Annotated in this window: 19 protein-coding genes; 6 read left to right on the top strand and 13 right to left on the bottom strand. The window is 38.6% G+C overall.

Annotation, left to right across the window (positions count from 1 at the left end):
* The first annotated feature begins 2 nt into the window (after positions 1-2).
* The 4 genes from ASF92_RS15065 to fabG all read left to right on the top strand — a co-directional run bounded on the left by ASF92_RS15065 (position 3) and on the right by fabG (position 4,864).
* A complete protein-coding gene (locus ASF92_RS15065; protein ID WP_056094892.1) occupies positions 3-1,679 on the top strand; it encodes a PNGase F N-terminal domain-containing protein in 1,677 nt (558 codons plus the stop codon).
* 180 nt (positions 1,680-1,859) lie between these two features.
* Positions 1,860-2,735, top strand: coding sequence for a carbon-nitrogen hydrolase (locus ASF92_RS15060; protein ID WP_056095453.1), 876 nt, complete (start codon positions 1,860-1,862; stop codon positions 2,733-2,735).
* Positions 2,736-2,936: 201 nt separating this feature from the next.
* Positions 2,937-4,013, top strand: a complete 1,077-nt coding sequence (locus ASF92_RS15055; protein ID WP_056094891.1) for an agmatine/peptidylarginine deiminase — start codon at positions 2,937-2,939, stop codon at positions 4,011-4,013.
* Positions 4,014-4,120: 107 nt separating this feature from the next.
* The gene (gene fabG / locus ASF92_RS15050; protein WP_056094887.1) at positions 4,121-4,864 is read left to right on the top strand and encodes a 3-oxoacyl-[acyl-carrier-protein] reductase; all 744 of its coding nucleotides are present in this window, start codon (positions 4,121-4,123) and stop codon (positions 4,862-4,864) included.
* A gap of 105 nt (positions 4,865-4,969) precedes the next feature.
* Here fabG and ASF92_RS15045 read toward each other — a convergent pair whose 3' ends face one another.
* Positions 4,970-5,704, bottom strand: a complete 735-nt coding sequence (locus tag ASF92_RS15045; protein ID WP_056094885.1) for a murein L,D-transpeptidase family protein — start codon at positions 5,702-5,704, stop codon at positions 4,970-4,972.
* A gap of 216 nt (positions 5,705-5,920) precedes the next feature.
* Here ASF92_RS15045 and ASF92_RS15040 point away from each other — a divergent pair, with 216 nt between their 5' ends.
* A complete protein-coding gene (locus tag ASF92_RS15040; protein ID WP_056094883.1) occupies positions 5,921-8,005 on the top strand; it encodes a hypothetical protein in 2,085 nt (694 codons plus the stop codon).
* Between the two features lie 610 nt (positions 8,006-8,615).
* Here the strand turns inward: ASF92_RS15040 and ASF92_RS15035 are convergent.
* The 6 genes from ASF92_RS15035 to ASF92_RS15010 all read right to left on the bottom strand — a co-directional run bounded on the left by ASF92_RS15035 (position 8,616) and on the right by ASF92_RS15010 (position 14,954).
* A complete protein-coding gene (locus tag ASF92_RS15035; RefSeq protein ID WP_056094880.1) occupies positions 8,616-9,230 on the bottom strand; it encodes a trimeric intracellular cation channel family protein in 615 nt (204 codons plus the stop codon).
* Between the two features lie 173 nt (positions 9,231-9,403).
* Positions 9,404-9,703: a septum formation initiator family protein gene (locus ASF92_RS15030; protein ID WP_056094876.1), complete on the bottom strand. Its 300-nt coding sequence runs from the start codon at positions 9,701-9,703 to the stop codon at positions 9,404-9,406.
* 150 nt (positions 9,704-9,853) lie between these two features.
* Entirely contained in the window at positions 9,854-11,149 is a 1,296-nt protein-coding gene (gene eno, locus ASF92_RS15025; RefSeq protein ID WP_056094873.1) for a phosphopyruvate hydratase, read from the bottom strand.
* 310 nt (positions 11,150-11,459) lie between these two features.
* On the bottom strand, positions 11,460-12,266 hold the full coding sequence (locus ASF92_RS15020; protein ID WP_056094872.1) for an alpha/beta hydrolase: 807 nt from the start codon (positions 12,264-12,266) through the stop codon (positions 11,460-11,462).
* A 152-nt stretch (positions 12,267-12,418) separates the two neighbouring features.
* On the bottom strand, positions 12,419-13,825 hold the full coding sequence (dacB, locus tag ASF92_RS15015; protein ID WP_056094869.1) for a D-alanyl-D-alanine carboxypeptidase/D-alanyl-D-alanine-endopeptidase: 1,407 nt from the start codon (positions 13,823-13,825) through the stop codon (positions 12,419-12,421).
* A gap of 139 nt (positions 13,826-13,964) precedes the next feature.
* Positions 13,965-14,954, bottom strand: a complete 990-nt coding sequence (locus ASF92_RS15010) for an aspartate-semialdehyde dehydrogenase (protein WP_056094866.1) — start codon at positions 14,952-14,954, stop codon at positions 13,965-13,967.
* Positions 14,955-15,003: 49 nt separating this feature from the next.
* Between ASF92_RS15010 and ASF92_RS15005 the strand changes: the two genes are divergently transcribed.
* Positions 15,004-17,613: a lamin tail domain-containing protein gene (locus ASF92_RS15005; protein ID WP_056094863.1), complete on the top strand. Its 2,610-nt coding sequence runs from the start codon at positions 15,004-15,006 to the stop codon at positions 17,611-17,613.
* 55 nt (positions 17,614-17,668) lie between these two features.
* Here the strand turns inward: ASF92_RS15005 and ASF92_RS15000 are convergent, their stop codons facing one another.
* The 6 genes from ASF92_RS15000 to ASF92_RS14975 form a co-directional block, all read right to left on the bottom strand.
* Positions 17,669-18,538 carry a sugar phosphate isomerase/epimerase gene (locus ASF92_RS15000; RefSeq protein ID WP_056094861.1) on the bottom strand — a complete coding sequence of 290 codons (870 nt, stop codon included), beginning with the start codon at positions 18,536-18,538 and terminating at the stop codon, positions 17,669-17,671.
* A 15-nt stretch (positions 18,539-18,553) separates the two neighbouring features.
* The gene (locus tag ASF92_RS14995; RefSeq protein ID WP_231729831.1) at positions 18,554-19,381 is read right to left on the bottom strand and encodes a sugar phosphate isomerase/epimerase; all 828 of its coding nucleotides are present in this window, start codon (positions 19,379-19,381) and stop codon (positions 18,554-18,556) included.
* Positions 19,382-19,424: 43 nt separating this feature from the next.
* On the bottom strand, positions 19,425-20,318 hold the full coding sequence (locus ASF92_RS14990; protein ID WP_056094856.1) for a hydroxypyruvate isomerase family protein: 894 nt from the start codon (positions 20,316-20,318) through the stop codon (positions 19,425-19,427).
* Positions 20,319-20,320: 2 nt separating this feature from the next.
* Positions 20,321-21,559, bottom strand: a complete 1,239-nt coding sequence (locus ASF92_RS14985; protein WP_056094853.1) for a nucleoside permease — start codon at positions 21,557-21,559, stop codon at positions 20,321-20,323.
* Positions 21,560-21,646: 87 nt separating this feature from the next.
* Positions 21,647-22,327: a DUF1080 domain-containing protein gene (locus ASF92_RS14980; RefSeq protein WP_056094850.1), complete on the bottom strand. Its 681-nt coding sequence runs from the start codon at positions 22,325-22,327 to the stop codon at positions 21,647-21,649.
* 56 nt (positions 22,328-22,383) lie between these two features.
* Positions 22,384-23,841 carry a Gfo/Idh/MocA family protein gene (locus ASF92_RS14975; RefSeq protein WP_056094848.1) on the bottom strand — a complete coding sequence of 486 codons (1,458 nt, stop codon included), beginning with the start codon at positions 23,839-23,841 and terminating at the stop codon, positions 22,384-22,386.
* Between the last annotated feature and the right edge of the window lie 17 nt (positions 23,842-23,858).

Below are 23,858 nucleotides of genomic sequence, written 5' to 3'. Positions count from 1 at the left end.
ATATGAAACAGCTTTACATCCTAATCTTCTTCTTTTTTATTACTGCTTTGGCTCAGGCGCAAAAGGCATTAAAAGTTAATTCTATTTACAAAATAGTTTACTGGCGCTCTGCAGACGGTAAACCTAAAGGGGATAGAAATTCAACAGTTGTGATTGCCAGCGCAAAGCAAAATGTATTAAGTACTGAAACTATATTAGCGAACAATGCCAAATATCCATTCGAACAAAGTGTTGTTTACAAACCGGAAAACATTCTTCTTCAGGTTGCAGATTTAGGTAAAAACAATCAAATTTTTACTGCTGATAGCACAGCGATTGCTAAACAGGCATTCGAATTTAGTAGCGAAACTAAAGTGATTTTAGGTTACACGTGCAAAAAAGCAAAAACAATTGTAAACTCCAATACCATTGAATTGTGGTACACTACTGATGCCGGAATTAAAGCTGCTCCGACCGTTTTAGGGCAGAACCTGGGTTTGGTATTGGAACAAGTCCGAAATGGGAATAGTTATGTAACAGCAACAAAGATTGAAGAAGTTAATAACTACAAACCGATTGATTTAGGCGCACAAAAACCAACAGATGGATTAACATATAAAGATTTGCTTTGGAAAAGCAGGTTTACCACGCTGAACGTTTTCAATAACGAAACCATCAATTTTACAGACAAACTCAGCTCTGATTCTATTTTCCGATTTGCCGGTGGAACAGTTATCGCCAGAAAAATTAAATTCCCCGACGTACCGGCCAGTCCAAATGTTTTTGTCGATGTAACGGAACAATCTAACGGCGATGCTTACGATAGAACAGGTTCTGTTTTTATTATTCCAACGGATAAACCAACGAGCCTGATGGACGCGCTAAAGAATTCGGTAAAGGTTTTGCCCGTTTATGACAATGGTAATGGAAAAGTTTACCAGGGTGTTGTGGCTACGCCAAACTATAATCCTGTTATTGAACTGATGCGGTTTTTTACGCCCTTTGGTGTCGGGAAATACAATAACCTGAAGTTAAAAGATAAAACCTGGGCAGATAAAGTTTATTATAGACAAGACATTTCAGAATTATTTCCATTACTGAATGGAAAAGAAGCTTGGGTAGCGGTTTTTATCGGTAATTATGATAAGGGCGGTCACAAGGTTTCTGTAAACATTACCCTTCATAATGGCGGCAGGGAAAAGGCTGATAAAGCCATAATTATGCCTTTATTTAATTCTACTAATGTAATGGAAATGGCCGGACAGGAATACGCAACCATGTTTAGCAATGATAAGGGTTTGGAGGTTTCATTTACATTGGCTAAAGATGTTAAAGATGCAAAATTACGTTACCTTACAACTGGTCATGGTGGTTGGGGTGGTGGTGATGAGTTTGTTCCTCGGAAAAATACCATCTGGCTGGATGGAAAGGAAGCTTTTGCTTTTACACCATGGCGGCAGGACTGTGGTTCTTACCGCTTATCAAATCCCGCCTCTGGTAATTTTGAAAGCGGTTTATCTTCATCTGATTTAAGTCGTTCAAACTGGTGCCCCGGAACGGTAACCAATCCGAATATCATCAGTTTAGGCGATTTGAAGGCCGGGCAACATACCATTAAGGTAACCATTCCAATGGGACCACCGCAAGGTTCGAGTTCAAGTGCCTGGAATGTTTCCGGGGTGCTTTTAGGAACAGAATAAAAGTTTATCAGTATGATTTCACCTTGCTTAAAACAATTACACTATTATGCCATTCTACATTTAAACAAAATAGTAACTTTGACGAAAATTTTGAATGAATGAGTTTTGAATGAGTGGATAGGTCTGTAAGTCGAACATTCTATCCTTTAATCATTCCGTCATTTTATTATTTCCATGAACATGAAGAAAGTAAAAGTTGGCTTGGTACAAATGACTTGTACTAAAAATAAACAGGAAAATTTAGAGAAGGCTATCGTTAAGATAAGGGAAGCAGCTGCTAAGGGTGCACAAATCGTATGTTTGCAAGAGCTTTTTACCTCATTATATTTCTGCGATGTTGAGGATTACGATAATTTTGAATTGGCTGAAAAAATTCCTGGTCCTTCTACGGATGCTTTGCAAACTGTCGCCAAAGAATTGGGCGTTGTTGTAATTGCTTCGTTGTTCGAGAAACGCGCTGAAGGTTTGTATCATAATACAACAGCTGTTTTAGATGCTGACGGTTCTTATTTGGGGAAATATCGCAAAATGCACATTCCTGATGATCCGGCTTATTATGAGAAATTTTATTTTACTCCGGGCGATTTGGGTTATAAAGTCTTTGAAACGAAGTTTGCTAAAATCGGTATTTTAATATGTTGGGACCAATGGTATCCTGAGGCTTCCCGAATAACTGCTTTAATGGGTGCGGACATTATGTTTTATCCAACAGCTATAGGTTGGGACACCACGCAGGATGAGGAAACAAATCGAGATCAATACAATGCCTGGCAAACTATCCAGCGTTCACATTCGGTAGCCAATGGTGTACCTGTTGTAAGTGTAAATCGTGTTGGTTTCGAGCAAGAAGGTCGTATGAAATTCTGGGGTGGAAGTTTTGCCACAAATGCACAGGGCAAATTACTTTATCTAGCCTCTCACGATCAAGAAGAAACCGAAGTTGTGGAACTGGATTTAGACCAAAGTGACTTCATGCGTAAACACTGGCCTTTCCTGAGAGACAGACGAATCGATTCTTATCAGCCAATTACGAAGAGGTATATTGATGGGGATTAAGCTTAAAGGCTAAAGACCAAAGCTCAAAGCGAAAAATCTCTAGAATCGTCATTTCGAGCGGAGTGCAAACGAGTCGAGAAATCTAACTTCAGGTATTTATTAGTAGATCGCTCCATTTCGCTGCGCTTCAGTCGAGATGACGACTATCCAAATCCATGGTTTGTGTCCTCACGAACCATTCATTTTCTAAAACAAAAATTGATGTCAAATTTCCCTCCTAAAGAGTATTTAAATCTAAATCAATTCGATTATTCTCCTAAACAACAGGGTTATGCGTTCCCTGCTGAATGGGCTAAACATGAAGCAACCTGGTTAAGCTGGCCGCACAAAGAAGCGAGCTGGCCAGGGAAAATGGAAATGATTTACAAGCCATATTGTGAATTTATTAAAGCGGTTGCCGAAGGCGAAAAAGTTCGCATCAATGTCAAGGATGAGGAAATGAAAGCTTTTGCTTCTTCTGAATTAGCGAGAGTTGATGCAGATTTAAGCCAGATTGAATTCTATTTCAACGAAACGAATGATGCGTGGTGCCGCGACCATGGGCCTGCATTTTTGCTTAAAGGAAATGAGAAAGCGGTAGTCGATTGGGGTTACAATGCCTGGGGTGGAAAATATCCGCCATTTGACTTGGATGATGTGGTACCTACAAAAATTGCAAAACATTTCGGTTTGCCATTGTTCGCGCCAGATATTGTGATGGAAGGTGGTTCTGTTGAATTTAACGGTGCTGGTACAGTTTTAACAACAACGGCTTGTTTGCTCAACAAAAATCGTAATCCACATTTAACCAAAGAGCAGATTGAAAAATATTTGCTTGAATATTATGGTCAAGAACAGGTTTTATGGTTAGGCGACGGAATTATAGGTGATGATACGGACGGACATATTGACGATATCACTCGTTTCGTAAATGAAGATACCGTTTTAACGGTTGTAGAAAGCAATCCGTTAGATGAAAACTATATTTTGCTGCAAGAGAACTTAGAAGCCTTAAAAGCGATGAGACTAACAGATGGGAGACCGCTAAACATCGTGGAGTTGCCGATGCCCTCGCCCGTAATTTATGATGATACGCGTTTGCCGGCATCTTATGCAAATTTTTACATTGCAAATGCTGCAGTAATTGTTCCGGTATTCGATGATGTGAACGACCAAAAAGCTTTGGATATTATTCAAGCTTGTTTCCCAGATAGAAAGGTGATCGGCATCAATTCGGTAGATATTATCTGGGGATTAGGCAGTTTTCATTGCTTGAGTCAGCAGGAGCCAGCTCTTTAAGTCTTAATTCGAAAGTCATTAGTCAATTTCGTTTTAAGTATTAACTTTACAACAGTTTAAATTTTTTATAAATTATATAAAAGTCCCCTTTAGGGGATTTAGGGGTTATGAAATTATTAGAAGGAAAAACCGCATTAATTACAGGCGCATCGAAAGGTATTGGTCGTAAAATAGCTGAAAAATTTGCTGAGCAAGGTGCAAATGTTGCTTTCACTTATTTATCATCAGTAGAAAAAGGCGAAGCATTGGAGCAAGAATTACAAAGCTTTGGAACAAAAGTTAAAGGCTACCGTTCTGATGCATCAAAATTCGACCAGGCAGAACAATTAATTAATGACGTAGTTGCCGAATTCGGAACAATCGACATCGTTGTAAATAACGCAGGTATTACCAAAGATGGTTTGTTAATGCGTATGAGTGAAGAAAACTGGGACGACGTTATCAACATCAACTTAAAATCTATATTTAATGTTACTAAAGCCGCATCGAAAGTGATGATGAAAGCCCGTAAAGGCGTTTTTATTAATATGAGTTCGGTGGTAGGGGTTACAGGTAATGCCGGACAAGCAAATTACGCTGCATCTAAAGCGGGTATTATTGGTTTTACTAAATCGGTGGCTAAAGAATTAGGTTCAAGAAATATTCGCGCTAACGTGGTGGCACCTGGTTTCATTCGTACCGAAATGACGGAGGTTTTAGACCCTGCAGTGGTTGCTGGCTGGGAAAAAGATATTCCGCTTAAACGTGCCGGCGAAACGGATGATATCGCAAATGTTTGTGTTTTCCTGGCATCAGATATGAGCGCTTATGTAACCGGACAAACACTATCTGTTTGCGGCGGAATGCTTTAAAGATGAAAGATAAAAGAGCAAAGAATAAAGATAAGTCGTAGATATATTTTCTAATATTAAAAGGCCTGAGGTAAATTAAAATATTAACCTTAGGCCTTTCGCATTTTACCTTAATACATATTGTCCCTTATCTTCTTTCATATTTAATGCAGTTTTATTCTTCTCAAAAGCCAGGTAGCCCGGTTGCAAGGTTTTCCAAAAGCGGAGCTGTAAAGGAAATTGAGCTGAATACTTCTTCATATTTGCATCAGTCATTTTGAATGGGTAAATGTTAACCGGAATTTTATCTTGACCAGTGTTTATAGCTTCAATGCCTAAAATGTAAACTTCCTTAATCTTATCATCCGTAAGCGGAATGCAACCAACAGTTACACAATTTCCATGGATGTAAATGTCGCCGCCAGTTTTTCTATTTTTGCCTGTTCTGGCTAAATCAACGGCATTTGGATAGTTTACACCAAGCGATAGATGAAAACTGCTCATCGGATTAAAAACATTGATGTAATAAAAGCCTTCAGGTGTTTGTCCGTCGCCCTTTATCACTTTAGGGCCCAAAGTACCGGAATGTGCACAGAAATCGTAGGTTCTGAATAGGGAATGGTTTTTATCTGATTTAGATTTCAACCAAACTTCTAATTTTCCTTCCGCCTTATATGCGTTGATGAGCATCGAAAAATCATTGCCATAACCTGCTGCTTTGATGGATTTCTTTAAAGCTTCCCATTTCTCATCATAAGCTTTTTCTACTCTTTCGAATTTAATTTGGGTTGCCTTGAAATTATTTTGCGCGTTGGCCATCATGCTCATGGACAAGAGAAAGATTAAACAGGTTAATTTCATGGAATTCTTTGGCCAAATCTAATTATTTAACCACAGAGAACCACAGAGATTTTTTTTTGTGAATAATCACAGAGAAACACAAAGTATTTCTCTTTTTTAATAAATCTTGTTATCTAATCTCTGCGTATCTCTGTGCCTAACTTTGTGTCCTTTGTGGTTAAATCTAACGGCTGCATTTCTTTGCGGTTAAACACAAAATTAGCATCTTTATAAAATATGAACAGCTTTTTTGCCGGTGCTTCTATTTTGTATTTTCTGGGTTGCCTTGCTTTGGGTGTTTTATATTCCTGGTTGCTGTACCAGCGAAATAAAAATCTTGATAAAAAACTACAATATGGTTTAGCCACTGTCAGGACTGTTGCTGTTACAGGTATTGCATGGTTGATATTCGCGCCATTAATTAAAACGCTAAACTATACTTTAGACAAACCTGTCATTATTATCGGGCAAGATAACTCACTTTCCGTAGGACAGGTTAAAGCAGCTACCTTTAATCAGAAATTATACGAGGAAAATCTTAAGGTTTTACAGGATAGATTATCAGATAAGTATGAAGTAAAAACTTACAATTTCAGCGATTCTGTCGGAGATGGATTTGATTTCAAGAAACAGGGAAAGCTTACTGATGCCTCTGCTTTTTTCCGAAAAATTGGAGATGAATACACCAATAGGAACGTTGGAGCAATCGTTTTGGCTAGCGATGGAATCTTTAATCATGGCGGAAACCCTCTTTACAGCATCAACCAGATTAATGCGCCGGTTTATACTATTGCCCTGGGCGATAGCATTCCAAAGCGTGATGTTTTAATTTCAAATATAAACTACAACAACATCGTTTATTTGGATGATGATTTTACCATTGAAGTTCAGGTTCAGGCATTCCAAAGTGACCGGGAGAATACGGCTTTAACAGTCAGCCAGAATGGTGCTAAAGTTGAGCAACAAAATGTTGCAATTTCTGGAAATTCATTTGTTAAAACGGTTTCAGTAAAATTACATGCGGGTAAAATTGGTGTCCAGAAGTATACCGTCCAGCTTGGTGTACTGACTAATGAGATTACGACGATAAATAATTCGCAAACCTTCTATGTGGAAGTAATTGATGGCAGGCAGAAGGTATTGTTGGCTGCCGCTGCTCCACATCCTGATTTAGGGGTTTTAAAAGAAGCAATTTCGCTTAATAAGCATTACGAGGCTAAACTTGCATTGGCTGATGATTTAAATTCAACAGACCCCACTAAATTCGACCTAATCGTTTTATATCAACTGCCAGATGCACAAAACACTCCACCTTCATTTTTGAAGAAAGTTACCGCTTTAAAGAAACCTGTCTGGTATATTCTTGGTGCACAATCTAACGTGCATGCATTCAATCAAATTCAGACTCAGGTCAATTTGAGTTCCGCTAACGGCTCTGTTCAGGAAGTTTATCCAGATTTTAAGAATGGCTTCACGAGCTTCAATTTATCAGAAGAAGATAAAAAGCAGTTTTCAGGTTTCGATCCATTGTTGATGCCTTTCGGTAGATTAACAGTAAATGCAAGCGCAACTTCAGTTTTTAATCAGCGTATAGGGAAAGTGATTACGCAACAACCATTATTGTTTTTTACTAATGAAAATGGTTTAAAAGCCGGTTATTTAATGGGTGAGGGCTTGTGGCGATGGAAATTATCAGCTGCTGAAAATGAAATTGAACAATCGAGTTTAAATGATTTAATTTCTCAAACCGTTCAATATCTTTCCATAAAGGATGATAAAAGTAGATTTAAGGTTTTTACATCTAAATCTGCTTACGATGAAAATGAATCAATCCAATTCAATGGAACACTTTACAATGAAAGTTATCAGCCAGTAAACGAATCTGAAGTGAACTTGCAGATAAAAAATGATGCAGGAAAGTTTTTTAACTATGTTTTCTCGAAAACTGACAAGGGCTATCTACTCGACGCGGGAGCAATGCCTGCGGGAAATTATTCTTATGTAGCCAATACTTCTCTTGGTGGTCAAAAATTTACTGCCACTGGAAGTTTTTACGTGAATGCGTTAATTGCAGAATATCAGCAAACAACAGCTAATCATCAATTGCTCAATACCATCTCCAAACAAAGCAATGGCAGGCTTTTTATGCCGGCAGATTTATTGAAAATTGCTGATGAAATCCTGAAAAATGAGAACATCAAGACCATCAGTTACGAAGATCGTAAATACGATGAACTCATTAATATCAAATGGTTATTCGGGTTGATTTTAGCTTTGCTAAGTGTGGAGTGGTTTTTACGTAAAAGAAGCGGGGAGTTGTAAGTAAGCGGCTTAATTTTAACCACAAAGTTCACAAAGAAAGGGCGCAGAATACACAAAGGTTGTTTGTAATTATTATCTATAACTTTATTTTCTTTGCGAAAACCTGGGTGCCTTTGCGGTTAATTTGAAAATTATTATCAGAAACTGCACCAAAAACGCAGGGCTGGTTGTAAAAACTGAAACCTCATCTTCCTCTCTCTGAATGCCTCTGTGCGCTCTGTGGTAAAACTTAAACTTTATTTTCTTTGCAGAAAACTTTGCGGCCTCGGCGGTTAAATTGAAATTATTAACAGAAAATGCACCAGATACGCAGGGTTGATCGTAAAAACTGAAACCTCCTTTCCTCTCTGTGAATGCCTCTGCGAGCGCTGTGGTAAAGCTTAAACTTTATTTTCTTTGCGGAAAACCTGGCGGCCTTTGCGGTTAAATTGAAATTGTTAACAGAAAATGCCCCAAACACGCAGGGTTGGTTGTAAAACAAAAACCTCATTTTCTTCTCTGTTAATGCCTCTGTGCGCGCTGTGGGAAAACTTAAATTTTATTTTCTTTGCGGAAAACTTTGCGGCCTTTGCGGTTAAATTGAAAACTGCCAGCTAAACTGCAAACTGAATTAATGCCACTCATCTTTATACACAAACTTAGGCATGTGCCATTGGTATTTTATAGAAAGTAATCTAATCGCTAAACCAATAACAGCCGCTATAACGGTTGCCATTAATTCACTTCCATGGAAATGTTCCATACCGATATACACTGCTCCTGTAACGATTGCTGCACTGGCGTAAATTTCTTTCCTGAAAAGAAATGGAACTTCATTACAAAGGACATCTCTTAGGACACCGCCGGCACAACCAGTAATCATTCCACTGAATAAAACAATCAGATAAGGTAAATGAATCGTCTGTGCCACCTGACAACCTATTATAGTAAAAACAACCAATCCCATGGCATCGAGGTAAAGGAAAAGTTTTTTGAGTTTCGTCATTACGGATGCGATTAAAGCCGCAAATAGGGCTGCACCAGCTGTAATTACTAAATACTCAGGATGTTCTACCCAGCTCATGGGGTAATGACCAAACAATACATTTCTGACCGTTCCACCACCCAATGCAGTAACCCAGGCGATGATGCAAACACCAACCCAGTCCATATCTCTTCTGCCAGCAGAAAGCGCGGCAGTCATGGCCTCGGCAGTGATTGCAATGATGTATAAAATATGGAGCATAGAGCGAGGATTGTCTAAATTGAATTATTCAAATTGCTCAATTGTTTTATTGTTAACTTTCAGAATTTTAAATTCGAATAAATATTAGTTAATTATAAATCCTGCTTTATCCTTAAATCCTGGTTTAATCCTTCCTTATCCTTAAATCTGGTATATGCTGGTTATAATCTTGGTTAATCTTTCTTCTCTTCATGAATGATAACAAAAACGTCTTCGTTAGCTTTTTTCATGAAATACTTTTCCCGGGCGAATTTTTCAGCAGTACTTAAGTTGGTGTTAAGCTCGTTTAAATCCTTTTTGATCTGAGCGGTTTCTTTTTCGAAATATTCCTTTTCTTCCTGCAATTTATTCGCCTGGCTGCGGTATTCGTATTGCGACATCATATCGTTTTTATCAAAAAACAGCATCCAAACCGCAAACGCAGCTGTTGCGATAAAATACTTATTACGGAAAAGGTCTATTAAACGTTTCATTTTATGATATCAGAAAGTAAATGTATAAAAAAACATCCGAAGATTTAAAATCTACGGATGCTCTGCAAATAAGTTTTTCAACTTCTTAACACCCTACACGCCTAAAGCGGCGGAATGCATTTTCTTATTTCCTTTAGAGGAATCAGAGGTTTATTTTTTCGCGTACTTGAACTTTGAACCGATGAAACGAGCGTTTTCACCCAATTCTTCTTCAATACGCAACAATTGATTGTATTTTGCTATTCTGTCAGAACGAGATGCAGAACCGGTTTTAATCTGTCCACAGTTTAGTGCAACAGCCAAATCAGCAATGGTAACATCTTCTGTTTCTCCCGAACGGTGACTCATTACCGAAGTATAACCACTATTTTGAGCTAACGTAACTGCATTAATTGTTTCAGTCAAAGAACCGATTTGATTCACTTTTACCAGGATTGAGTTTGCTGTATTCTCATCTATACCACGTTGTAAACGGGTAACATTTGTTACAAATAAATCATCACCAACCAATTGGACGTGGTCGCCGATTTTATCAGTTAAGCTTTTCCAGCCTGTCCAGTCATTTTCATCCATGCCGTCTTCAATAGAGATGATTGGATATTTTGCAGAAAGGTCAGCTAAATATTGTGCCTGTTCTTCGCTTGAACGAATCACACCTGTAGCACCTTCAAATTTAGTATAGTCATACTTGCCATCTTTGTAGAACTCAGATGAAGCGCAGTCTAATGCTAAACAAATTTGAGAACCTGGTTTGTAACCTGCGGTTTCAATTGCTTTCAAAACCGTTTCAATTGCATCTTCAGTACCATCAAAAGTAGGAGCGAAACCGCCTTCATCACCTACCGCAGTAGATAAGCCTCTATCGTGAAGAATTTTTTTCAAGCTATGGAAAACTTCAGTTCCCCAACGTAAAGCTTCAGAAAAAGATGGCGCACCAACCGGCATGATCATGAACTCCTGGAAAGCGATAGGCGCATCAGAGTGAGAACCGCCATTGATGATGTTCATCATCGGAATTGGCAAAGTGTTCGCGTTAACGCCACCGATATAACGGTATAAAGGCTGACCAATTTCATCAGCAGCAGCTTTTGCAACAGCCAGAGAAACACCTAAAATAGCATTAGCACCTAAGTTACCTTTGTTTTCAGTACCATCAAGTTCCAGCATTAATTTATCAATAGCGTTTTGCTCGAACACATCAATACCACGCAAAGCATCTGCAATTTTAGTATTTACATTTTCAACAGCTTTTAAAACACCTTTGCCTAAATAAGTAGATTTGTCCCCATCACGTAATTCAACAGCCTCATATTGCCCGGTAGACGCACCGCTTGGTACAGCTGCACGGCCAAAAGCGCCTGCTTCTGTTACTACTTCAACTTCTACTGTTGGATTGCCTCTCGAATCGAGGATTTGTCTGGCATGGACATTAACGATTATGCTCATTTCTATTTGATTTTTTGTTAATCTTTAAATGCTTAGTGTATAAAGTACAATTACTAAGCGTAACATCAAAGTTAGTATATTTTTTAAATAAATAAAGCGATTAGGCGTTAATGTTACGATAGATAATCAAGTTTTAATTTTAAATTAATATTGATTTTTGGAATGCAATTGCTGCCTTTTTTAAGCCCTCAATCGAGTTTAATGTTTATTCTTAAAGCCAAAATTATTAGGCCTTCTGTCAGTTAAAAACTGAAGGCAATGATATTAGGCGATCTTTATTTCATTGCGGTTGACTGAAGTCAACGCTCCATTATTGAGCTATAAACTTATAAAATGATTCGAATTCCCTGTGCCAAAACCATTCTGTGTGCTTTCCGTCCGCTTTTTCTATAAGCACCACATTTTTGTTCGAACCACCAGGATTAAGAATCGTGTAAGCCTTTTTCATTTCATGAACCATGGTTTGTCCTTCTTTATCGCCCACCACAAAAAATATTTTGCTCTTTTTAAGTGTATTCAGCTTATCTGTAATATCATCATAAATTTTCGGTGCTAACCAGAATGACGGGCTAAAAATTCCTGCGGAACCAAAAATTTTTGGATATTCTGTAATGGCGAACATTGAAATCAATCCGCCCATCGAACTGCCTGCAATGGATGTATTGTTAGCATCTTTTAAAGTTCTGTATTTCGAATCGATATATGGCTTTAAGGTCTCAACCAAAAAGGAGACATAAGCTTTTCCCTCACCTTTTCCATACTCGCTATCATAAGGATTGTATTCCGTTAATCTGTCGTCGTCGCCGTGGTCAATTCCGACAACTATCATCTCTTTTGCACCCTCGCGAATCAAGCTATCCATTACTGAATCCACAGCCCACTCATTAGCCCGTGGAGGATTCGCATGAAACAGATTTTGGCCATCCTGCATATAAATAACCGGATATTTCTTTTCCGACTTCGCATAATCTTTTGGTAAATAAATCCAGATCCGCCTGTGTTTATTTAGTTGTGGCATAAGAAACGCAGAATCAACCAGGTGTACATGGTCGCCAAAATGGTAGTCCTCTTCACACTTTTTAAAGTTATTTGTCCGGTTTGGCAAATTTAAATCCATACTGGTATCAACATATAAATTCGAATTTCTGTTTGTAGAATGTGAATTCCTAGCTTAATTGTAGTCTATACATATAAACCAGGGGGGAAATAAAAAGGAGACTTCTACATATTATGAAACTTCTCATTAAGGAGAACAACAAATAAGAAAATCTATTTTAACTCATCCAGTACCCGGAATAACTTTTTATTGATGCTACTGCCGCTGTAGTTATTAATGTTAATCACAACCACATATTTATTTCCCGATGCGTCTGTATGGTAACCTGCAAACGACGAAACATCATTTATAGTTCCACTTTTAATTTTCATACCATTATACTCTGGCAAACCTTTATAAAAATCAGGAAACCAATTTTCTTTTTGAATCTGGAATAATATACCGGCCATTGCTGAAGTTGTAACTCTATCACCGGGGGATAGTCCACTACCATCAATAATATTAAGTGCCGATTTATCTATGCCCTTCGCTGACCAAAAATTAATCTCGGTTTCTGCACCCTTCGATGTAGTCGCTGCTTTTCCAGATTTTAAGGCAATGGTTTTTAACAAGGTTTCGCCATATAAATTAATGCTCTTTTTTAAAAACCAGTAAGTAATTTCCGTTAGTGGAGGCGAACTGATCGTGTTTATTTTTTGTGTAATACCAGGAATCATCTGGTTTTTCAAATCCAGTAGTCTCGCAGTTGTTGCTGGTTGCTCGGTCGGAATTCCTAATTTTTTTAACGTATCTTGTAGACGATAGGCGCAATCAAAAGCAGGGTCGGGGAGCGCAACAGATATTCCGGCTTTGTTAATTCCCAATCCCCAACTGCCACGCAGATAAGCAACGTTGCTGTAAGGTGGAAGAAATGCATAACTTCTGTCACCCGTTCCTGAGGCACCAGTTCTCAATTCATTTACGATTTGAACATATGGGGTTTCTGGCATAGTTTTGACCACCTTAACTTGTTCAGCTACGCTTGAACCTGGTTTTAGGTGGATATCAAATTGGTTTTCCCTCCAGGCTAAACCCGAAGTTCCGGCGCCATAGTAATTTCCAATATCCTGCCAAACCCATCCCTCTGGCGTGGTTTGTGTACCGAAAATTCGGTCATCGCCAATTACCGAGCCCTCAATCTTTTTTATTCCTGCCGTTTTTATAGCGTCCACCCACTGTGTTAAAACTATTTTTTCTTTATTCTGATAGCGCCATGAGCCTAAAGTTGGGTCTCCGCTGCCGATGATGATTAGGTTGCCCTTCAAAGTTCCATCGCCTGTTACATTTCCTGAATAAGCCAGGGTCGTTTGAAACCGAAAATCCTTGCCAAGAATGCTGAAGGCCGTAGCCGCAGTGATGGTCTTTAATGTTGAGGCCGTTGCCATTCCGATTTGCTCATTTCTTGCGAAAAGCATTTTGCCTGTATTTGCATCTAAAACACAAAGCGAGGTAATGGCATGTTTTGCCTGTTCATCAGCCAATAAATTATTGAACGCTTTTTCAAGGTTTTGAATTCTGTTTTGAGCAAAACAACTTAAGGATAGCAGAGTAAAGAATAAGGCAGACTTGAAAAACTTCATATTGTAAAAATAAATGAAATAAAAAAAGTGATGTGTAACAAACACATCACTTTTTTATAATTATGTTGTCACTCTGAATTTATTTCAGAGTCTTCTTGAATTAAGATGCTGAAATAAATTCAGCAAGACGTGTCGGTAGTTAAACTAATTCTTTTCGAATTAAATATTCTGCAATCTGAACTGCATTGGTTGCAGCACCTTTACGCAAGTTATCGGCAACAATCCAAAGGTTTAATGCTTTCGGAGCCGATTCATCTCTGCGAATACGTCCAACAAACACCTCATCTTTTTCATGCGCATCTTTAGGCATTGGATATTTTAAGTTTGCTACATCATCAACAACGATAATGCCGGGCGATTTTTCCAGAATACTACGCACTTCAGCCAGATCGAAATCGTTTTCAAACTCAATGTTAACCGATTCTGAGTGACCGCCCATAACCGGAATACGAACAGTCGTTGCAGTAACCTTAATGTTGTTATCACCCATGATTTTATTGGTTTCCTTAACCATTTTCATTTCTTCCTTGGTATAGCCGTTTTCCATGAAAACATCTATATGAGGTAAAACATTTAAGTCAATTTCGTAGGGATAAGCTTTTGGTCCATCAATACCTTTACGCTCATCCATCAATTGCTCGACCGCTTTAACACCTGTTCCGGTAACCGATTGATAAGTTGAAACCACTACACGCTTAATTTTGTATTTATCGTGTAAAGGTTTTAAAACCACGACCATTTGAATGGTAGAACAGTTTGGATTTGCAATAATTTTATTATCGATAGAAAGTTCGTGCGCGTTAACTTCAGGAACTACTAATTTTACATTGGGATCCATTCTCCATGCAGACGAGTTATCGATAACCGTTGTGCCAGCTTCTTTGAACCGTGGTGCATGCTCTAATGAAGTGTTTCCACCAGCAGAAAACAAGGCAATATCCGGTTTCATAGCAATTGCAGTATCCATGCTAACGATTGGGAACTTCTTACCCTTAAAAGTAATTTCCTTACCAACACTCTTTTCAGATGCTACCGGAATTAACTCTGTTAAAGGGAAATTTCTCTCCTCCAATACTTTTAACATTACAGTGCCAACCAAACCGGTTGCACCTACTACTGCTACTTTCATTTTAAATTTTAATTATTATATTTACTAAACATTTGATATAAGCCCAAATATGAAGAAAATTCTGCTTATATCCCTATTGTTATTTTGTAAAAATACATTTTCCCAGGTTTCTGATTCATTTATTGACGGCGATTTCTCCCAAAATCCTACCTGGAGTGGCGATGTGAATCATTTTCAAATCAATGCTCAAAAGCAATTGCAATCACAAGGGCAAGCGCTTGCGTCTCAGACAATTTCTTTATCTACGGCAAGTCTGTTAAGCTTAAATGCCAGCTGGACGTTTTTTGTGCAGCTCAATTTCGACCCGACGACAACCAACTTTGTCCGGATTTACCTAACATCCGATAAGGAAGATTTAAAGGCAGGTTTAAATGGCTATTTTGTGCAAATAGGAGAGACGGGCGCAAGCGATGGATTTAATCTATACAAGCAGAGCGGAACGTCACTTACAAAAATTATCTCCGGCGCTCAGAAAACAAGAGTTAATGCTAATATCGTTTTAGCAAAGATTAAGGTCGCAAGAGATGCCGCCGGCAAATGGGAATTATTCACCGATGTATCGGGAGGGAATAATTTTATACTTGAGGGAAGCGTTACAGATAATAGTTTTACAACTTCGGCCTTTGCAGGCTTTTTTTGCAGGTATGCCACTGCATCAAGATACAACCAATTTATCTTCGATGATTTTGCCATTGATGATTTAGTTCCTGATAAAACACCACCAACAATTAAAAGCGTTACCACGATCGATGCCTATAATCTGGATGTCACCTTCTCTGAGCCTTTAGATCTGAAATCTGCAACAGATGCCGTAAATTATAGTCTATCGAATGGATATGGCAGTCCATCAAATGTCATTTCAACCGCTTTGGCAAATGTTTACAGATTAACTTATCCGAAAGAATTTATAACAGGCGATTACCACCTGGCTGTAAGAGATGTAATGGACAAAAAAGGAAATTTAATCGTTGCCAATAGTAGTTTAAGTTTTACATATATCAAACCTTACATCGCGAGGTACGGTGATGTGGTCATAAACGAAATATTTGCAAATCCGACAGGAAGCCCGGCCTTACCACAGAAAGAATTTATTGAAATCTGGAATACAACAAACGAATTTATTTTAACTAAAGGCTGGATTTATACTGATCAAACTTCAACTTACGCATTTTCGGCCGATACAATTAAACCTAATCAATTTTTAATTCTTACCGCTAAAGCTGATGAAGCTTTGTATAAGCCTTATGGGAAAACAATCGGACTTTCCCCGTGGCCGAGCCTGAATAATGATAAAGATATCCTAACACTAACCGATAACACTGGCAAACTTATTGATAAAGTTGACTACTATGACGTCTGGTATAAAGATGATGTAAAGAAAAAAGGCGGTTACAGCTTAGAGCTAATCGACCCCATGAATGTTTGCGGCGGAACTCAAAATTGGTCAGCTTCCAGCGATGTTTCAGGCGGTACACCAGGTAAACAGAATTCTGTGTACAGGACTCAGATAAGCTCAGGAATTCCGAAACTTTTATCAGCAAGTGTAATCGACAGTGTAACCGTACAGATCGGGTTTTCAAAGCCTGTTGACAGTTTATTTGCCGTTCAGCTCCAAAATTATGTAGTCAATAATGGTATTGGCAATCCGCAGTCGGTTAGCATTCAATCACCAGGCTTTGATGTAGTTACGCTTCAGTTTTCAAAAGAATTATCAAGAGGAATCGAAAATACAATAATCGTTACCAACCTGACTGATTGTGCGGGAAATGTTATAAGCCCAACAGCAAACACGGCTAAATTATTTATTGCGAAGAAAATAGCCGCTAACGATATTTTAATTTCAGAAGTAGTTTTTAATCCAAAAGTTGGGAGTGTAGATTTTGTGGAAATCTATAATAATACAGACCATATTTTAGATTTGAAAGATTTACAGCTGGCCAATTTAGATGCAACGGGAAAAGCCGGGAATGTTAAAAATGTATCGAGCCAGAGTTTATTAATGCCACCAAAAACATATTGGGTAATTACGTCGAATGTTGCTGTCGTGAAAAACGACTATTCCTGTGAAAATCCAGATAATTTTGCGCAGATAAGTAGTATGCCTATTTACAATAATGATAAAGGAACAGTGATTTTATTGAGGAATAGCTTACAAGTTGATAGATTTGATTATTCTGAAAAGATGCATGTTGCCCTGCTTCAAAATCCTGACGGCGTTTCTTTAGAAAGGGTATCTTTTTACAAAGGTGCTAATGATTTAGGTAATTTTAAATCTGCAGCAGCATCTGTAAGATTTGCAACCCCAACCTATAAAAACTCACAGGAGCCTAATGGCGAAGAAAGTTATGTAAAATTGCTGTCCAAAACTTTTTCACCCGATGGGGATAATTTTGAAGATCTATTAACGCTTAATTACCAGGTTACGGAAGATGCCAGTTTTGCAACCGTCCTTGTTTATTCGGCTAAAGGAAGGTTAATAAAAAGCCTGATGAAAAATCAAACAATTGGAACAAAAGGCATGCTCATTTGGGACGGTCTAGGAGATGACGGAAAATTAGTCCCGATTGGAATTTATGTCGTCTTGTTTGATGTTTTTGACCTGGAGGGACATACGAAGCGTTACAAAAATACTTGTGTGTTGGCGGCTAAGTTGAATTAATAATTTTTTAGATAAAGACTTACGAAGTTTTGAAACTTCGTAAGTCTAATGAGGATTATATTAAATTAGCTTTAATATAAGCACAACTCTTAGCAACCGATTCAATAGGGTTGGGATTGTAATTGGTTTCGTGTTCTACAAAATAGTGCTGCATCCCAGACAGTTTTGCTTCAGTAAAAATTGCTTTAAAATTAATTGACCCGTTGCCTACTTCAGTATTCCATTCGGGTTTTGCTTTATCCATATCCTTAACATGCCACATTGTAAAACGCCCGGGATATTTTTTAGATAAAGCGATTGGATCATTTCCAGAACGAACGGCCCAATATAAATCCAGCTCGAAATTGACCAGATCCTTGTCGGTTTCGGATAAATAAATGTCGTAGCCTGTTGTATCTCCTAATTTTTTGAATTCAAAATCGTGGTTATGATAAGCAAATTTTAATCCCGATGCTTTCGCTAGTTCAGCAACTCTATTAAAGTCATCAGCCACTTTTTTGAAACCATCGACACCTTTATTCATATCTACATGAGCACCTGCAATAGTGAAATACTTTCCGCCAATTGCTGCAGATGATTCGATATCAGCTTTTAGTTTATCTGTATTTCTGGTTTTGCTAAATTCATCCATGCCATAGTGGCCGCTTGGTGCTTTTAATCCGTTATCCTTCAACAAATTTTTAAACTCTTTTGGCGTTAATCCCCAAAATTTACCATTGGCAAAGCCATAAGTTTCTACTTCTTTGAAACCAGCCTGAGCTACCTTTTCAATTACACCTGTTACATCAGTAGGCAATTCCTTCCGTAAAGAATACAGCTGCAAGCCAACTTTTTTTGTTACTTTATCAAAAGCGAAAGATGGAATTAACAATGCTGCGCCAGCTGCTAATCCTGCCTGTTTTATAAATGTTCTTCTTGAGTTCATCGACAATGCTTTTATTTAAATTAACTCTTTTTTAATGTAAGCGCAACTTACGGCAATTGACTCAAGCGGATTTGGATTGTAATTGGTTTCATGCTCAACAAAAAAATGTTTCATACCAGAAAGTTTCGCAGATGCAAAAATTGTTTTAAAGTCTATAGCACCTTTTCCTACTTCCGTATTCCATTCTTTTTTGGTTTTATCCATGTCTTTCACATGCCACATGGTAAAGCGTCCTGGATTTTCCTTGAACAACTTAATCGGATCATGACCCGAACGGACAACCCAATACAAGTCCAGCTCAAAGTCGACCATACTTTTATCTGTTCCATTTAAGAGGATCTCATAACCCGTTGTATCGCCCAGCTTCTCGAATTCAAAATCATGATTATGATAAGCAATGCGAATACCCGCATCTTTGCACATTTGACCAGCCTTATTAATTTTGCCAACCAATTTTTTATAGTCATCGGCATTTTTCCTGACGCTTTGGTCTAACCAGGGCACAGTAACGTAGTCACTTCCTAAAACTTTAGCGGCGTCTACTGCGGCCTTTAACTCACCAGTATTATCCTCTAAAAGGTAACTGTAGTGACCACTAACAGCCTTTAAGCCATTAGCATCTAAAATTTTTTTGAATTCTGCAGGTGTAAATCCCCAAAACTGATCCTTGATAGAAAAACCATAGGTTTCAACTTCTTTAAATCCGGCTTTTGCTACTTTCTCTAAAACACCCTTTACATCTTTAGGAAGTTCCTCACGAAGCGTATATAATTGCAAGCCGACCACTCTTTTTTCTGCTGCAAAAGCAAATGAGGGCATTAAAAAAGCAGCGGCTGCTGTCATACTGCTATTGGTTATAAATTTTCTTCTCGATATCATATATTTTTCAAATATCGCAGATTGAAATAGCTTCCTTTAAAGAAGCCAGTTTATCTGCATTTTTAGGGATAAATTCTTGTGCTACGAAACCTTTAAAGCCTGTTTCTACTATAGCCTTCATTATAGCAGGGTAATAAAGTTCCTGCGTATCGTCGATTTCATTTCTGCCGGGAACACCAGCGGTATGGTAGTGCGCAATATAATTATGACTGCTTTTTATCGTGCTGATGACATTACCTTCATCGATCTGCATGTGGTAAATATCATATAACAATTTAAAGTGCTCAGATCCCACACGCTTACACAATTCGACACCCCATGGCGTGGTGTCGCACTGGTAATCTTTGTGATTTACTTTACTATTTAAAAGCTCCATAACTAAAACTACACCATGCTTTTCGGCAAGTGGCATGAGCTTCTTCAAGCCTTCGGCACAGTTGTTCCAGCCCGTTTCGTCATCTTTTCCTCGTCGATTTCCGCTAAAACAAATCAGGTTTTTATATCCTGCAGCTGCAACTAAAGGAATCATTTCAGAATAATTTTTGATTAACTGGTCATGAAACTTCTTGTCGTTGAAACCATCAACGAGGTTGATTTCAGCGCCATTACACATGCTGGATGTTAATCCGTGTTTTTTTAGCGTAGGCCAATCTTTCGGACCAACCAAATCGATTCCCGTTAAGCCTAGCTTTTTGGCTTCGATGCACAAAGTTTCTAAATCAAGCGCACTGAAACACCAACGGCACACAGAATGGTTAATGTTCCCTTTGAGTTTTGTTGTAGGCTCGATCAAATCTGTTTTATCCATAGCTAACGCCGAAAAACCGGAAGAAACACCAATTGCGGCCGTGCCGGCAATGATATTTTTTAAGGCGTTTCTTCTGTTTAAATTTGATTGCATGATTATATTGTTTTAGCGTCTACAGCCGCTTTTGATTTATCATTAAATACCAGCGCAAACAGCACAAATACAACCGCTGCGATACCGGCGGGAATAATCCAAACCATTTTCCAATCGATAACACCTTCTGCTGATTTATAAGCATCAGAAATTTTACCCGCAACGGCGAAGCCGATAAGCATACCTACACCGTAAGTAGCCAACGTAATCAAACCCTGAGCGGAGCTTTTAAAACGTTCGCCTGCTTTGGAATTTGTATAAATTTGCCCTGAGACAAAGAAGAAATCATAACAAACACCGTGTAAGGCAATACCAAGTATTAACATGAAGCTTAATTCGCCCGCATTGCCATATGCAAATAATGCATAGCGCACGGCCCAAGCCAACATACCAACTAGTATGGTCATTTTAAAGCCAAAACGTTTAAAGAAAATTGGTATAAAAAGCAGGAAAATAACTTCAGAGGCCTGACCGATTGTCATCTTTCCAGTGGGGTTATCTATTCCAATATCAGATAAGAATGGGTTGGCATTTTGATAATAAAATGCCAATGGAATACAAATCAGAATTGATGATATGAAGAAAATTAAGAAGTTTTTGTCCTTCAACAACTTTAGAGCATCCAGTCCTAAAACGTCAGAAACGGTAATTTTTTCCCCTGTAACTTTCGGAGGTGTTTTAGGTAACGTAAAGCTGAATACACCCAAAACCAACGAAACGATTCCGGCCATTAGGAAAGTGTTTCTTAGCAGACCGGATTCTGTTCCTTCTTTTGAATCCCAGTGGAAGAAGAAGCTGATAAGCAAACCCGCTGCAATCCAGCCGATTGTTCCCCAAATTCTGATGTTTGAAAATTCTTTTTCAGGGTCTTTCATTTGGTTAAACGAAACCGAGTTAACCAAGGCCAGGGTAGGCATGAAAAGAATCATATAGCCTAAAACATAAGGATAGAAAACACTTATTTCAGTTGCATTGTACATCTGGTACATTAAAACCGCGCCAATAATGTGTAAAACGCCTAAAATTCTTTCGGCATTAAAATATCTATCAGCAATTAAGCCAACAATAAAGGGGGCGATAATTGCGCCCCATGATTGTGTTGAAAATACAGCACCGGTTTCGGCGCCGGTTGCTTTTAAATTATTACCCAGGAACGTTCCTAAAGTAACGAACCATGCGCCCCAGATAAAAAATTCAAGGAACATCATGAAAGAAAGTTTAAAGCGAGTAGTGCTATTCATTTGGTTATTTGGTTTAGAAAAAGTTAGGTTGTTTTGTAAGAAAACGTCTGATCACATTATGCATTTTCTCTCTAAATCTTTAATAAATTATAGTTCTTTAATTGAAATGTTTTTATACCATACTTCATCACCATGATCTTGTAATGCGATTTTTCCGGTTTTGAATGTTCCCCAGTCTTTCCAAGTTGCAAACTTGCTGCCGGCAACCAGCGTTTTCCAATTGTCATCCCAAAGCGTAGTTTTTACAACCGTAACGCCGTTTAATATTAAGGTTAAATGGCCTTTTTTACTGATGATTTCGGCTGTATTCCATTGGCCAACCGGTTTTACCGGCTCGGATGTACTCTTTACCAAATCGTATAAATCTCCTGCACGGTGTTTTGTAATTTTTCCGTCCGGGTGACCATCATTATCAATTACCTGCATCTCTAATCCCGTTGAGTAAGTTGCGCCGAATTTTGGGTCTTCATGCACGTAAAAAATGAGTCCACTATTTGCTTTAGGCGCTACTTTCCAATCATATTTTAAATGGAAATCACCATATTCTTTATCTGTTACTAGATCGCCGCCGCCATCTTTGCCTTTCGTGGCTAAATCAAGGTGAAGCGCTCCATCCTGAACTTGCCATGCGCTACCTACAATTGTTTTGTTATAAGTATGCCAGCCTGTTGTGGTTTTGCCATCAAACAATGGCTTAAAGCCTTTTTGAGCTTTTGATATCTGCGTAACTGCTAATAAGATACAAGCAGAAAGAAAGATTTTTTTCATATTTTAATGTTTGAACCCCGCGGGTTTAAACCTGCGGGGTTGAGGATGTATTTTTATTAAAGCGTCAGGTTGTTCCAGCCTTTGCGGTATTCACGTTTTACAAACTGGTTGGCTTCGTCAAAATTAGTGACTTTCATGTTATCGTTATCCCAGAGCATTTTAGTATATCTTCCCGGATACGTTACTTTTCCATTCACTGTTTTTTGAATATCAAAGCTTCTGATTGCTAAATTTGCCATTAATAAGGCCTCGGTTAACGGACCAGCAATTTCGAATGGGGAACTAACTTCCTGCTTGCCGTAGCCAGCAATAGCTGCTTCCACCCACTGCTTGTAGTGTCCGTTGGCACCATCTGGCACACGGGCATATTTAGATGCAACTTTGATGTCTTTGTTTCTACTTAATGGTAAAAGTTTCGGGTTAGCGCTATAGGTTTCACTCATCATCTTACCTTTTGTACCTACGAATAAGGTTCCGTTTCCGCCATCGCCGAATGTTTCATTTGCTTCCAATTCATCTGGGCGTTCCGGTTGAATACCACCGTCCATCCAGTGTAGTGTAACGTCACCTTTAGTTTTATTGGTTTTAGGGAATTTTAAAGTAACATGGCTCGATGGAGGGCAACTTTCAGGGAAATAACCTCTCTTAAACTCATCAACATAAACAGAACCAACACTTGCCTCAACCTCTTTAGCATATTTTAAATTTAATACACTGAAAGGTGCTTCAATTAAGTGGCAACCCATATCGCCCAGCGCGCCTGTACCATAATCCCACCAGCCACGCCAGTTAAATGGCACTAATTTATCTACATAATCTTTATCCGGAGCTGTACCAAGCCATAAATTCCAGTCTAACTCTTTAGGAATTTCGGCTTTTTTGTCAGGCCACGGAATGCCTTGAGGCCAGACAGGTCTGTTGGTCCAGGCGTAAACAGTATGCACATCACCAATCAAGCCTGCTTCATACCATTCCTTCATCTGGCGGGGTCCATCATTCGATGCCCCCTGATTTCCCATCTGAGTTACAACTTTGTATTTTTTTGCTGCAGCGGTCAAAATACGGGCTTCGTAAATATCATGCGTAAGCGGCTTTTGCACATATACATGCTTCCCTAGCTGCATAGCCGCTAAAGTCTGTATCGCGTGATTATGGTCTGGTGTGGAAACTGAAACTGCATCGAAATTTTTATGTTCTTTATCAAGCAATTCTCTCCAGTCTTTGTAGTATTTCGCCTTAGGAAAAGCCTTTACACTCGCAGCAGCTCTTCTATCATCAACATCGCACAAAAAAGCAATATCGGCTTTGCCACTCTTAGCAAACATAGCAATATCACTCTGGCCTTTGCCACCTGCACCAATACCAGCAACAAGTAATCGATCACTAGGTGCTAAAAATCCTTTGCCACCTAAAACATGGCGTGGAACAATCATAAATGCAGCGGCAGCAATGGCGCTGGTTTTAATAAAATCACGGCGGTTACCCATGTTTTTATTTTCTTGCTCTGTTTTCATTATTAGTAGGTTATATA

The organism is Pedobacter sp. Leaf176, from assembly GCF_001424305.1.
Classification (GTDB): domain Bacteria; phylum Bacteroidota; class Bacteroidia; order Sphingobacteriales; family Sphingobacteriaceae; genus Pedobacter.
This window is presented reverse-complemented; position numbering and strand designations above follow the sequence as displayed.

Coding starts and splice junctions, on each gene's coding strand:
- ASF92_RS15065 (WP_056094892.1), top strand. CDS start 3: ATGAAACAGCTTTACATCCTAATCTTCTTCTTTTTTATTACTGCTTTG.
- ASF92_RS15060 (WP_056095453.1), top strand. CDS start 1,860: ATGAAGAAAGTAAAAGTTGGCTTGGTACAAATGACTTGTACTAAAAAT.
- ASF92_RS15055 (WP_056094891.1), top strand. CDS start 2,937: ATGTCAAATTTCCCTCCTAAAGAGTATTTAAATCTAAATCAATTCGAT.
- fabG (WP_056094887.1), top strand. CDS start 4,121: ATGAAATTATTAGAAGGAAAAACCGCATTAATTACAGGCGCATCGAAA.
- ASF92_RS15045 (WP_056094885.1), bottom strand. CDS start 5,704: ATGAAATTAACCTGTTTAATCTTTCTCTTGTCCATGAGCATGATGGCC.
- ASF92_RS15040 (WP_056094883.1), top strand. CDS start 5,921: ATGAACAGCTTTTTTGCCGGTGCTTCTATTTTGTATTTTCTGGGTTGC.
- ASF92_RS15035 (WP_056094880.1), bottom strand. CDS start 9,230: ATGCTCCATATTTTATACATCATTGCAATCACTGCCGAGGCCATGACT.
- ASF92_RS15030 (WP_056094876.1), bottom strand. CDS start 9,703: ATGAAACGTTTAATAGACCTTTTCCGTAATAAGTATTTTATCGCAACA.
- eno (WP_056094873.1), bottom strand. CDS start 11,149: ATGAGCATAATCGTTAATGTCCATGCCAGACAAATCCTCGATTCGAGA.
- ASF92_RS15020 (WP_056094872.1), bottom strand. CDS start 12,266: ATGGATTTAAATTTGCCAAACCGGACAAATAACTTTAAAAAGTGTGAA.
- dacB (WP_056094869.1), bottom strand. CDS start 13,825: ATGAAGTTTTTCAAGTCTGCCTTATTCTTTACTCTGCTATCCTTAAGT.
- ASF92_RS15010 (WP_056094866.1), bottom strand. CDS start 14,954: ATGAAAGTAGCAGTAGTAGGTGCAACCGGTTTGGTTGGCACTGTAATG.
- ASF92_RS15005 (WP_056094863.1), top strand. CDS start 15,004: ATGAAGAAAATTCTGCTTATATCCCTATTGTTATTTTGTAAAAATACA.
- ASF92_RS15000 (WP_056094861.1), bottom strand. CDS start 18,538: ATGAACTCAAGAAGAACATTTATAAAACAGGCAGGATTAGCAGCTGGC.
- ASF92_RS14995 (WP_231729831.1), bottom strand. CDS start 19,381: ATGACAGCAGCCGCTGCTTTTTTAATGCCCTCATTTGCTTTTGCAGCA.
- ASF92_RS14990 (WP_056094856.1), bottom strand. CDS start 20,318: ATGCAATCAAATTTAAACAGAAGAAACGCCTTAAAAAATATCATTGCC.
- ASF92_RS14985 (WP_056094853.1), bottom strand. CDS start 21,559: ATGAATAGCACTACTCGCTTTAAACTTTCTTTCATGATGTTCCTTGAA.
- ASF92_RS14980 (WP_056094850.1), bottom strand. CDS start 22,327: ATGAAAAAAATCTTTCTTTCTGCTTGTATCTTATTAGCAGTTACGCAG.
- ASF92_RS14975 (WP_056094848.1), bottom strand. CDS start 23,841: ATGAAAACAGAGCAAGAAAATAAAAACATGGGTAACCGCCGTGATTTT.